The organism is Trinickia fusca (assembly GCF_003628145.1).
Classification (GTDB): domain Bacteria; phylum Pseudomonadota; class Gammaproteobacteria; order Burkholderiales; family Burkholderiaceae; genus Trinickia; species Trinickia fusca.
Genome location: NZ_RBZV01000001.1, coordinates 635702 through 647925, shown reverse-complemented (window position 1 = coordinate 647925; position 12224 = coordinate 635702). Strand labels below are relative to the sequence as shown.

The following is a 12224-nucleotide window of genomic DNA, read 5'->3' as shown; positions in this document are numbered from 1 at the left end:
GCGCCCTCTAGCCCGACGAGCGCCATGCTCGCGAGCCGGACCCCCGCAACCCAACCCTGTTGACGCTGATCGCGCCGGCCTCGTAGCGATGGCCGGCGCGGCCGGCGTCAGCCCATATGCAAACCGCCGTTCAGCGAAAAATCGGCGCCCGTAGAAAAGCCCGACTCCTCGGAGGCCAGCCATGCGACGATCGAGGCGATCTCCTCCGGCGTGCCGAGCCGGCGCACGGGAATCGTCGCGATGATCTTCTCCAGCACGTCGGAACGGATCGACTTGACCATGTCCGTGCCGATGTAACCCGGCGATACCGTGTTCACCGTCACGCCCTTGGTCGCCACTTCCTGCGCGAGCGCCATTGTGAAGCCGTGAATGCCGGCCTTCGCCGTCGAATAATTGGTCTGACCGAACTGGCCCTTCTGGCCGTTCACCGACGAGATGTTGATCACACGCCCGAAGCCGCGCTCGACCATGCCGTCGATGACCTGCTTCGTGACGTTGAACAGGCTCGTGAGGTTCGTGTCGATCACGGCCGTCCAGTCCTCATGCGTCATCTTGCGGAATACGACGTCACGCGTAATGCCCGCATTGTTGACGAGCACGTCGACTTCGCCGACTTCGGCCTTGACCTTGTCGAACGCTTCCTTGGTCGAGTCCCAATCGCCGACGTTGCCCTCGGAAGCGACGAAATCGTAGCCGAGCGCCTTCTGCTGCTCGAGCCACGTCACACGGCGCGGCGAATTCGGCCCACAGCCCGCGACGACCTTGAAGCCCTGCTTGTGCAGGCGCTGGCAGATGCCGGTGCCGATGCCGCCCATGCCGCCCGTTACGTAAGCAATACGCTGAGTCATGAATCACGCTCCATTCTCGTTTTCGGGGAGCAGCAGCTTCAATGCTCCCCGTGTTGACCGCCGGGCCTCAGCCCTCACGCCCAGCGGCTTATCTGCCTGCCAGGACAGACGCGCTAGATGCGCTCGACCGCAAGCGCCACACCCATGCCCCCGCCGATGCACAGCGAGGCCAGGCCACGCTTGGCCTCACGCTTCTGCATTTCGTGCAGCAGCGTGACGAGGATCCGGCAACCCGATGCGCCGATCGGATGGCCGATCGCGATCGCCCCGCCGTTCACGTTGACCTTCGTGGTATCCCAGCCCATCTGCTTGTGGACCGCCAGTGCCTGCGCGGCGAACGCCTCGTTGATTTCCATCAGGTCGAGATCGCCGGGCGTCCAGCCTGCACGCTCGAGACAGCGACGCGAGGCCGGCACCGGGCCCATGCCCATCACCTTCGGATCGACACCCGCGTTCGCATAGGCCTTGATGCGCGCGAGCGGCTTCAGGCCCAGCGCTTCGGCCTTCTTCGCCGACATCACGAGCACCGCGGCTGCGCCGTCGTTGAGGCCAGAAGCGTTGCCGGCCGTCACCGAGCCCTCCTTCGCAAACGCCGGCTTCAGGCTCCCCAGCGACTCGGCCGTCACGCCGTGGCGCACGAATTCGTCAGTCGCGAACGCAAGCGGCTCGCCTTTGCGCTGCGGCACGTGCACAGGCACGATCTCGTCGTTGAAGCGCCCGGCCTTCTGCGCCGCCTCGGCCTTGTTCTGCGACAACGCCGCGAACTTGTCCTGCTCTTCGCGCGTGATGCCGTACTCCTTGGCGACGTTCTCGGCCGTCACACCCATGTGGTACTGGTTGAAGACGTCCCACAGGCCGTCGACGATCATGGTGTCGACGAGCTTGGTATCCCCCATGCGGAAACCGTCGCGCGAGCCGGGCAGCACGTGCGGCGCCGCACTCATGTTCTCCTGGCCGCCAGCCACGACGATGTCGGCATCGCCGGCGATCACGGCGTTGGCCGCGAGCATGACGGCCTTCAAACCCGAGCCGCAGACCTTGTTGATGGTCATGGCTGGCACGGCGCTCGGCAGGCCCGCCTTGATCAGTGCCTGACGCGCCGGGTTCTGGCCCGAACCCGCCGCCAGCACTTGGCCCATGATGACTTCGCTGACTTGCTCAGGCTTGACGCCCGCGCGCTCGAGCACCGCGCGGATCACCGTCGCGCCGAGATCAGGCGCCGCGACCCGGGCGAGCGAGCCGCCGAACTTGCCGACCGCGGTACGCGCGGCCGATACGATCACTACGTCAGTCATTTGATGCTCCTCCGAGCGAAGCAGCCTAACGGGGCCGCCTCTCCTACAGTTGAAAACTCTTCACGCGCAACGTCGCACACGCGAGGCCGCCGGCTTGCCGGCCGCCTGCGCACGCCTCAGTCGCGCTCCAGCACATAGCGCCCCGGCGCCGGTTCGATGACCGGATATTCAGCCGAACCGAGTTGCGCGCGCGCCTTCACCTTCCTGCCACCGTACTGATCGAGCCAGGCGATCCATTCGGGCCACCAACTGCCCGGCTTCTCCACGGCTTGGTCGAACCAGACGTCAGGGTCCTCCGGCAGCGCCTTTTCCTTGCCCTCATGCGCCCAGTAGCTGCGCTTGCCCTTGGCAGGCGGGTTGATGACGCCCGCAATGTGACCCGACGCGCCGAGCACGAAGCGCTGCGGCCCGGTGAGCAGCGGCGCCGACGCGTAGGCGGTGCGCCACGGCACGATATGATCATCGCGCGAACCGTAGATGAACGTCGGCACGTCGATGCGCGCCAGATCGATCGCCTCACCGCATACGGTCAATGCATCGGGCTCGCGCAGGCGATTCTCCAGGTACGTGTTGCGCAGATACCAGACGTACATCGGCCCCGGCAGATTCGTCGAATCGCTATTCCAGTAAAGCAGATCGAACGGCGCAGGCGTGCGGCCCTTTAGATAGTTGTCGACGACGTAGTTCCATACGAGATCGTTCGGCCGCAGGAACGAAAACGCATTGGCGAACTCGAGGCCGCGCATCAGCGCCGGCGGAGCGCCGTTCAGACCGCCGAGCGTCTGCTCGCGCATGCGCACATGCGGCTCGTCGACGAACACGTCGAGCACGCCCGTGTCCGTGAAATCGAGCATGGCCGTGAGCAGGGTCATCGAAGCGGCCGGATGTTCGCCTCGCGCAGCCAGGATGGCCAGCGCCGTCGCGATCATCGTGCCGCCGATGCAGAAGCCGAACGTATTGATCTGCTCACGCCCGCTCACGCTCTTGACCACGTCGATCGCGGCCAGCACGCCGTCGGTCATGTAGTCGTCCCAGGTCTTGCCGGCCTGCGACGCATCGACGTTGCGCCACGAGATCAGATAAACCTGATGACCGCACTCGAGCGCGTGCGCGACGAGCGAGCTCTCGGGCTGCAAGTCGAGGATGTAGTACTTGTTGATGCACGGCGGCACCATCAGCAACGGCCGCTCGAACACGCTTGCGGTACGCGGCTTGTACTGGATCAGTTGAATCAGTTCGTTCTCGAAGACGACGGCACCCTCGGTCGTCGCGAGATTCTTGCCGACGATGAAGCGTGACTCGTCGCTCTGAGAGATCTTGCCGCGCCGCATGTCGGCGAGCAGATTCATGACGCCTTGGCGCAAGCTCTCACCGTGACTGTCGAGCAGCGTCTTCTGCGCCTCCGGGTTCAGCGCGAAAAAGTTGCTGGGCGACGTGGCCGCTGTCCATTGCTGCACGGCGAAGCGGATGCGTTCGCGCGTTTTCGCATCGGTATCGACCGCATCAGCCAGCGCTTGCAGATAGCGCGCATTGAGCAGATACCAGGCGGCCGTGTAGGCGAATGCCGGCGTCGTCTTCCAAGCCTCTGCGCTGAAGCGCCGGTCAGGCAGCGGCGGCGCCTTTGGATCGGCCGCGTTCGCCTGATTCATGAGTTCGAGGCAGTCGCGCGAGTAGTCGGCCTGCAGCTGTTGGAGCCGCTCGGGCGAAATCGCGGCCACCGGTAGCTTGATGCCCGCCAGCGCTTGCGAAGCCGAATGCGCCGCGTCGGCCATCGACGGCATCTGGGACATCGACGGCATCGGCGGGATCGGGAAAGGAAACGGAAACGGCGGCATGGCCGGGCCGTTCGCGCCGAATGCGGCCGCCGCCGACGGCGCACCGGCAGACTGCCATTGAGCGGGATTGGCGACCGAGCGCCAGGCATTCATCCATGCATCGAACATCCGATGCATGTCGGCATTGCCCATTCCGGCTTGCTGCTCGCGGCTCGAAGAAGTATCGGTTTGAGAGGAAGTCGATGAACGTTTCGATGCAGTCATACCCGCTATTGACCGGTAAGTCTCGGAAGACTGATTGAGAAAGCGGGCTCGACGCGCAATCAGGCGAACCTCACGGCCTCGATGCGCTCACCCTTTGCGAGCGGTCATTCTTGCCCCCGCTGCAAGACGTGTCAATGCTCGGAACCGATTTTGCCGCACTGCGATAGCTTTTTTATTATCGTTTTCCCGAGGTCGATCGATCAGCCCGTCATGCCGATGCGGTGGGCGTGTCACTCCCTCGAAGTGTTTCGTAAGACGCTTGCGTACGCGGCACGTTGCCGATCCGCCGCAGGCCGATTCTTGTGCGGCGCACTGACACCGCCGCGTACCGCCGCACCCGACGCTATCGGCGTTCTGGGCCGTCAGTCGCCAGTCATCAGCGCGCCAGCCATACGAGTGCGGCCATGCGGCCCGTCACGCGATCGCGACGATACGAGTAGAAGCGCGCACGCTCGGTCACCGTGCAGGCATCGCCGCCCGTCACGCGCGTTATGCCAAGACGCAAAAGGCGCAGCCGCGCAAGACCATACAGGTCTGCCCAATATTTGCCGGCCTCGTGCTCGTGCGGAGCGAACGCAGCGGAAGTCGGCGCGCGCTCGGCGCCTTCGGCCGCCGCCATGAAAGCATCGCGCACCTCGCTGCCCACCTCGAACGCTTGCGGGCCGATGGCCGGCCCCAGATAAGCCTGTACGCCCTCGCAGCGCGACCGGGCAAGCTCCGCCACCCTCTGCGCCGTCTTCTCGACAATGCCGCCCACGAGGCCCCGCCAACCGGCATGCGCCGCACCGACGGCCCGCCCCGCTTCGTCGGCAAACAGCACCGGCAGACAATCGGCCACCATCACGAGGCACGCGACGCCCGGCACCTGCGTGACGCTGGCATCGGCGCGCACGGGCGCGTCCAGGTCGATCGCCTCGTCGGCGCGCACGATCACGTCGCCGTGGACTTGCTCGAGCCAGGCCGCCGGCACGCCCGCGAGCGCCAGCAGCCGCGCGCGATTCTCGTGCACGTGCGCCGGGTCGTCGCCCGTATGCAGCCCCAGATCGAGTCCGCCGGGCACGTCCTGTCCATCGCGCCAGCCGCCGTAAGGCGGCTGACTGACCCCGCCCACGCGCGTCGTGACGAGCGCCCTCACGTGCGGCGGCACATGCCATGCGGGTTGCAGACAGTCGGCTAGGGTAAGGGTCGGCTCGCTCATCTCGCGCGTTCCTGATTGCAGTTGTCGTTGCTGTTTTTGTTGCGGCGGTTGTTGCGATATTCGCGCAGCCGCACAGGTTCCCGGTCAGACGTGGCGGTCGCCTTATTCTTCGTCTTCGTCGTCTTCGTCGCCGACGATGTACGGCTCGTACGCATGCGCATCGTCGAATTCGTCTTCGTCACGTTCGGCTTCATCGCCGAGATCGGACTGGGCACCGAACCCGAGCGCCTCGACGAGCGCGGCCAGATCGTCCGGCAGCTCGGCGCGCCAATGCATCGTGCGCCCCGTCTGCGGATGCACGAGACCGAGCCGCCACGCGTGCAGCGCCTGCCGCGCGAAACCGCCCGGCAACGGTACGCTCGAGCGTCGGCCACGCAAACTGCCGTAGACCGGATCGCCGAGCAGCGGATGACCAATATGCGCGCAGTGCACGCGAATCTGGTGCGTGCGCCCGGTTTCCAGATCGCAATGGATCGCCGAGATCCGTTGCTGCTGCCACAGCGTCGCGTCGGCGCTGCGAAAGTGCGTACGGGCAGGCTTGCCGGCAGCGCCCGTCACGACGGCCATGCGTGTGCGCTCACGCGGATCGCGCCCGATCGGCGCATCGATGGTGCCATCCTCCGGCATCGCGCCCCAGACGAGCGCGATGTAGCGGCGCTTGACCGTGCGCGCCTGCAACTGCCGCACGAGGTCCGTCTGCGCCTCGAGCGTGCGCGCGACGACCATGAGTCCCGACGTCTCCTTGTCGAGCCGATGCACGATGCCTGCACGCGGCAGGCCCGCGGCCGCTTCGCCGTAGCGGTGCAGCAGCCCGTTCAGGAGCGTTCCGCTCCAATTGCCGGCAGCCGGATGCACGACGAGGCCCGCCGGCTTGTTGATGACGACGAGCGTGTCGTCTTCGTAGACGATGTCGAGCGGCACCGGCTCGGGCGTGAACGCGAGCTGCTCGGGCAGCAAGTCGGGCTCGAGCTCGATGCGCGCGTCGAGCGGAACAGGCTGGCGCACTTTCGAGGGCTTGCCGTTCACGCGTACGCGCCCCTCCTCGGTCCAGCTTTGCAGGCGGCTGCGCGAAAATTCGGGGAATACTTTGGCGAGGACTTTGTCGAGCCGCTCGCCGGCGAGCTCGGGCGGGACCGATGCCACGCGCGGCGCTTCGTCGCGCGCGGGCGAGACGGCGTGCTCAGCCGCGCTCGCGGCGGTTGCGAGATCATTGTCGAGCCCCTCGCTTTCAAGGGCGTCGGTAGGCGCAACGGTTCGGCTATAATCGTCGCTTCGATCTTTGGCGCCGGACTTGACGCCTGAACGACTGGTGCGGTTCATTGAAAACTGGGTTACTGAGTTACTGAGACAGATAGCTAGGAAATGCGAGCCCTGAACACTACGATGCGATCGGCCTTTCGCGCGGCCACCCGTGTAACGAAAGAAGCGGTCAAACCCGCCACGGCCTCGCTGGCCATCGCCGCTGCCGCAGTGCTCGTGGCAGGCTGCCATGGCCTGCCGCAGAAAACGGACGAAACGGCGGCCTGGCCGAATAGCAAATTATACTCGGAGGCCCAGGACGCGCTCACCGGCGGCGATTACGGCAAGTGCGCGAAGTACTTCGAGTCGCTCGAAGGCCGCGACCCGTTCGGCCATTTCGCGCAGCAAGCGCAAATCAATGTCGCGTACTGCAATTGGAAGGACAACGAAACGGCCGCCGCCGACCAGGCTGTCGACCGCTTCATCAAGCTGCACCCCGATCACCCTGACATTGCCTACGCGTACTACCTGAAGGGGATGATCCACTTCAACGACGACCTCGGTCTGTTCGGCCGCTTTTCGGGCCAGGACATGAGCGAGCGCGATCCGAAATCGCTGCGCGAGTCGTATGACGCGTTCAAGGCCGTCGTCGACAAGTACCCGCAAAGCAAGTACGCGCCCGATGCGGCCGCGCGCATGCGCTACATCGTCAATGCGCTCGCTTCGTATGAAGTCCATGCGGCCGATTACTACTATCGCCGCGGCGCGTATGTGGCCTCGATCAACCGTGCGCAACTGGCCGTCAAGGAGTACCGGAATGCACCGGCCATCGAAGACGCGCTGCACCTGATGATCCTGTCGTACACGAAGCTCAACGAGCCCCAGCTGGCCGAAGATACCCGTCGTGTGCTGGCCGGGACGTTCCCCGACAGCCCGTACATCACTGGCCATGCTCGCGGCGCCGCCAAGAAGGCTTGGTGGCAGTTCTGAGTGATGTGAAGCCTTTTGAAGCGCGTCATGCAAAATGAAAACCGGCCGTGAAGGCCGGTTTTCATTTGAGCGTAAAGCGCCCAATAATCGATCGGGTTAGCTCTGTGCAATAACGCCCGACAATCCATTCCGCCACGGTCAGACTATGGCTTGCCCGGCCACTATGCCGGCTTCGCGACGCTGGGTCGCCGGTTGCTCCAGCGTTTGACCATACGACTCAGGCCGAAGATGTTGCGGGTGAGATATTTGGTTGTCCAAAATTCGACTTTACCCACATCGCATCGCTGCGTATTCACGAACAAATGATCTTCGTGTCCGTGCGATTCCTTGGAAAAATTGATCGAGAGAAACCCAAGGGATCGAAACCGGCTGACTATCCGTGCAACATCGTCTTTGGACACAAGATCACAGAAATCGTGAAACTCGACGGATACCTGCCCGATACCCAGAAGAAAGGAATCCGACAGCGAGTCGAGCAACTCGATTTCCGCACCCTCGACGTCAACCTTCAGTAGATCGATCCGTGTCAGACCGTGAAGTGCCGAAAATTCGTCGAACCGCATCGCGGGCACCGAGATCTCTCGATCACTCTCGGACGTGCGCGTGAACGACGACGCCTCTGAATTGGCGGCCACAAAAAAACGCATCTGGCCGGTACGGTCGGCGATCGCGATATTGAACGATTTGACGTTCCCGAAATTGCGCAGCTGTGCGAAACATTCCGGGTTAGGCTCAATCGCAAAACATGCGCACCCGTATTGACGCGCCATCTCGCTAGAGAAACGACCGATGTTGGCACCGAGATCAACAACGATGCTGTTCTGGTCGACGAATCTATTGAAGAAGGTGTGGCCACTGACACGATTCACGATAGCCCTCGAAGTGATCCATCGTGAACCAGTGTAGGGAGACTTTAAATTAAATCAAGATAAATTAAATCAAGAATATTCGCACTCGAATATTTTTTATGCTATGCGCGTAAATATACTGCGCAGGCAGCCGGCATCGTGAAAATCCGAGCAACGGAAAACCGATGGCCGACCACCAGGCCCCACGCTTGTTCACGCATCATGCGGTGGCATCGCCGTCCGTCGTCAGCGCTCGGGCCGCAAAGAATTCGCGCACGACGTCGATCTCGCGCGTGCGCTTGAAGGGCGGCAGACTCTGCCAGATGCGGCGGCCGTACGGCTTGTCGACGAGGCGCGTATCGCAAATCATCAACACGCCCCGGTCCGTTTCTGCTCGAATGAGGCGCCCCGCGCCCTGCTTCAGCGTAATGACGGCCTGTGGCAGCTGATGGACGGCGAACGGACTCAAGCCCTTCCTCGTCAGCGCATCGAGCCGGGCGGAGAGCACCGGATCGTCAGGCGGTGCGAACGGCAACTTGTCGATGACCACGAGTGACAGTGCGTCGCCCCGTACGTCGACGCCCTCCCAGAAGCTCTGGCTGCCGACGAGAATCGCATTGCCGTAGGCGCGGAAACGGTCGAGCAGTTCGGTGCGGCTCGCATCGCCCTGCATCAGCAACGGCATCGTCCAGCCACGCGCCTCGATCACGTCGCGCAGCTTCGCAGCGATCCGATCGACGGCACGCAGCGTCGTGCACAGCACGAAGACGCCGCCACCGGCGGCCTCGATCGCGGGCAGCGCCGCTTCGAACACGGCATCGGTGAACATGGGCGAGGACGGCTGCGGCAGATTGCGCGGCACGTACAGCAGCCCTTGCGTGCCGTAGTCGAACGGACTCGGCAGCGTCATCGAGCGGCGCGCATCGAGCCCCATCTGCGCGGCGTAATGCGTGAAATCGCCGCGCACCGACAGCGTCGCCGACGTGAAGATCCACGCACGCGGCACGCCGGCACGCTGCTTGGCGAAGATCGGCGCTACCGACAGCGGCGTCTCGTGCAACTGCACGGTTTGTGAGAACACTTCGACCCAGCGAATGCGCTCGTTCGAGTCCGAGGCGCTGGTGCCGTTGGACGGTGCACCTTTACCGTCGGCGGACTTCGTCGGGTCTTCAACTGGCTCGGCGGCCACGGCCGTCCAGCGACCAAGCTGATCCTGCAACTCCCGCGCGCGGCGCAGGCAGGCACCCAGCGATTCGGCGCGCTCGGCCTGACCTGCGAGCGCGGTCGCCAGCGCATCGAGCGCGGTCTCCAGCGCATCGAGCGTATCGAACAACGGATGGTCGACCGGCAACTGAGCCGCCGACACGCGCAGCGTATCTTCCTTGAACGCGAGCCGCACATCGCGCGCCGCGCGCTCGAGCGCCGCGCCGACCTTGACCCATTCGACGGCATCGCGCGCATGCGCCAGCCCCTCCGCGACCGTATCGCGCGCGAGCTCGAGCAGTTGTGACGTCGACAGTGTTTCGCCAAAGAACAGCGTCGCCGTCTCGGGCAGTTGATGCGCTTCGTCGAAGATGATCGTGTTCGCCGTGGGCAGCAGTTCGGCCATGCCTGTATCGCGCAACATGATGTCGGCGAAGAACAGATGGTGATTGACGACGACGATGTCGGCCTGCTGGGCCTCGCGCCGCGCGTGCATCACGAAGCAATCCTTGTAGTTCGGACACTCCTGCCCGAGGCAGTTCTCGCGCGTCGACGTCACCATCGACCAGACCTGCGCGGTCTCGGGCACGCTCGCAAGTTCCGCCTTGTCGCCCGAGCGCGTCACCTTCGCAAAACGCACGATCTCTTGCAAGTACGCTGTCTCTTGCCGCGAGGGCAAGCGTCCATTGTCGGCGGTGCGCTGCAGATAGTAGTGGCACAGGTAATTCGAGCGCCCCTTGAGCATCGCCACGCTGACGGGCACTGCAAGCGCATCGCGCACGGTCGGGATGTCGCGCTGAAACAGTTGGTCCTGCAGGTGCTTCGTGCCGGTCGAGACGATCACCTTGCCGCCCCACAGCATCGCTGGCACCAAGTACGCGTACGTCTTGCCCGTGCCCGTGCCGGCCTCGACGATCAGCGTGTTGTCGCCGGCATCGGCCGGCTCGGGAGCCGCATCCTGAGACGCAGTATCGGCGGGGTCCCTGCCCGCGCCGGCAGCTGGCGCATCGGTCGTGGACAAACGCCGCGCCGGGCGCCGCTGCGCCTCGAACATCGCAGGCTCGGGCATTGCCCGCCCCGATGCTTCCATCGCAGCAGCGACAGCCCGCGCCATGTCGATTTGCGAGGCCCGCGAGTGATAGCCGTCGATCGCGCGTGCAAGCAGCCCATCGGCCGCGAAAATCGCGTCGAGTTCCGCGCTGCGTCGGGCACCGGGAACGAAGGCGGCCGCGCGCGACTGCGCGGCTCCAGCTACGGGCGCCGCAGCACGCGGGTTATCGGAAGAAACGTCGAGCGGTGAATTCAAGGCAAGCGATTCCCTGCAAAGCCGGTGCCGCCGCGGGCACCGGTGCTTGCCGGTGAACCGCTTATGCGTGCTTGTCCGGTTCGAGCTGCAATTGCAGCAACATGATGTTGTCTTTGACCTTGAGTTTGCGCTTTTTCAGGCGCCGCAACTCGAGGTCGGTGATGTCCGACGAGATGGCGAGTTTATTGATCATGCGATCAAGCTCGCTGTGCTCCGATTGCAACTGTACGATGCGATCGCGCAATAGGTTCGGCTGGATCGCTTGATGGTCGCGCATGGTCACCTCCTCGGTTCATTGGCGCGTCCCCTTTCATTCCAGGGGACCACGCCAGAGGTTGCCTTCCGCAAAAGCGCGCAGCGTCACTCGCTATCCTGCTGCTCCTGGCGCAACTGCTTTTGCTGCTCCTGCTGCTGCAACTGCTCCTGCTGCTTCTCCTGCGCCTTTTGCGCAGCCTGCTTCTGCCTGGCCTCGACATCGGCCTTGTGCTGCGCCGCGTCAACCTGCTTTTGGCCGAAGCGCTGCGCGCGCTCGGCGCGCTCCTTCGCATCTTGCGCCGCCTGTGCATGCGCCTGGTCGAGCTTGCGTTGGAAATCAGCCTGTTTCTGGTCGTATGCGGCCTGGTTCTGGGCTCGCTGCGGCGCTTCGGCGTTACGTTTGGCCGCGTCGAGCGCATGCTGGCGCTGCTTCTCCTCGTACGCCTGCGCATTGCGCTCGTCGGCGGCCGCCCGCTGCGGCGCCTCGGACTCGTCCTGCACACGCCGCAGCGCCTCCTGCTCGTCACGCTGCTGTGCCCGTGCCGCACGCCGTTCGTCGTCGAGCGAGAGCTGCTCACTGCGGATCTGCGCCTTTACGTCGCGCATTTTGTCGCGCGCGCGCCCGAGACAGGTGTTCACGAAAAACGTGTCATAGCACTGATGAACGGCCACACCGTACGTGTAGTCGTTTTGCGCCGAGCGCTGATCGAGCGCTTTTTGGCGCGCATCGAAAGCGTTGGACGGCATGCTCGCGGCCAGCGGCGCCTCGGCATGCGTGTCCGGCTGCGACGTAGCGTCAGGGGCAGGCGCCGTTTGCGCCAACGCGATACACGGCAAGGCGAAGACCGCGGCAGCAACCTGCGCGGCGCGCAGAGCGACGGAAAAACGGGAGATCGGCAACGTCGTAGGCGGGGATCGGAACATGGTCGAAATTCTAACACCCCAATCTTGAGCCCCCGGGCATTTATGGCAAAATGCGCCGCTTCAGCAACTCGGCCTAGAG

The 12224-nt window shown here is 64.2% G+C and carries 10 protein-coding genes; 1 reads left to right on the top strand and 9 read right to left on the bottom strand.

Annotated elements, in window-relative coordinates:
- Positions 1-107: 107 nt before the first annotated feature.
- From D7S89_RS02690 to D7S89_RS02670, 5 genes are all read right to left on the bottom strand, one after another.
- Positions 108-848 (bottom strand): 3-ketoacyl-ACP reductase, encoded by a 741-nt coding sequence (locus D7S89_RS02690; protein ID WP_121275340.1) that lies wholly within the window; start codon positions 846-848, stop codon positions 108-110.
- Positions 849-961: 113 nt separating this feature from the next.
- Positions 962-2143 carry an acetyl-CoA C-acetyltransferase gene (locus D7S89_RS02685; RefSeq protein ID WP_121275338.1) on the bottom strand — a complete coding sequence of 394 codons (1182 nt, stop codon included), beginning with the start codon at positions 2141-2143 and terminating at the stop codon, positions 962-964.
- A 116-nt stretch (positions 2144-2259) separates the two neighbouring features.
- Positions 2260-4182, bottom strand: coding sequence for a class I poly(R)-hydroxyalkanoic acid synthase (gene phaC / locus D7S89_RS02680; RefSeq protein WP_121275336.1), 1923 nt, complete (start codon positions 4180-4182; stop codon positions 2260-2262).
- A gap of 376 nt (positions 4183-4558) precedes the next feature.
- Positions 4559-5380, bottom strand: a complete 822-nt coding sequence (gene pgeF, locus D7S89_RS02675) for a peptidoglycan editing factor PgeF (protein WP_121275334.1) — start codon at positions 5378-5380, stop codon at positions 4559-4561.
- Positions 5381-5482: 102 nt separating this feature from the next.
- Positions 5483-6700: an RluA family pseudouridine synthase gene (locus D7S89_RS02670; RefSeq protein ID WP_121275332.1), complete on the bottom strand. Its 1218-nt coding sequence runs from the start codon at positions 6698-6700 to the stop codon at positions 5483-5485.
- Positions 6701-6742: 42 nt separating this feature from the next.
- On the opposite strand from D7S89_RS02670, the gene D7S89_RS02665 reads away from it, so the two are divergent.
- Positions 6743-7609: an outer membrane protein assembly factor BamD gene (locus tag D7S89_RS02665; RefSeq protein ID WP_121275330.1), complete on the top strand. Its 867-nt coding sequence runs from the start codon at positions 6743-6745 to the stop codon at positions 7607-7609.
- 161 nt (positions 7610-7770) lie between these two features.
- Here D7S89_RS02665 and D7S89_RS02660 read toward each other — a convergent pair whose 3' ends face one another.
- The 4 genes from D7S89_RS02660 to D7S89_RS02645 form a co-directional block, all read right to left on the bottom strand.
- On the bottom strand, positions 7771-8478 hold the full coding sequence (locus D7S89_RS02660; protein WP_121275328.1) for an FkbM family methyltransferase: 708 nt from the start codon (positions 8476-8478) through the stop codon (positions 7771-7773).
- Between the two features lie 199 nt (positions 8479-8677).
- The gene (gene yoaA / locus D7S89_RS02655; protein WP_121275326.1) at positions 8678-10966 is read right to left on the bottom strand and encodes a DNA repair helicase YoaA; all 2289 of its coding nucleotides are present in this window, start codon (positions 10964-10966) and stop codon (positions 8678-8680) included.
- Between the two features lie 61 nt (positions 10967-11027).
- Positions 11028-11243, bottom strand: coding sequence for a DUF465 domain-containing protein (locus D7S89_RS02650; protein WP_121275324.1), 216 nt, complete (start codon positions 11241-11243; stop codon positions 11028-11030).
- Between the two features lie 83 nt (positions 11244-11326).
- Entirely contained in the window at positions 11327-12145 is an 819-nt protein-coding gene (locus D7S89_RS02645) for a colicin transporter (protein ID WP_121275322.1), read from the bottom strand.
- Between the last annotated feature and the right edge of the window lie 79 nt (positions 12146-12224).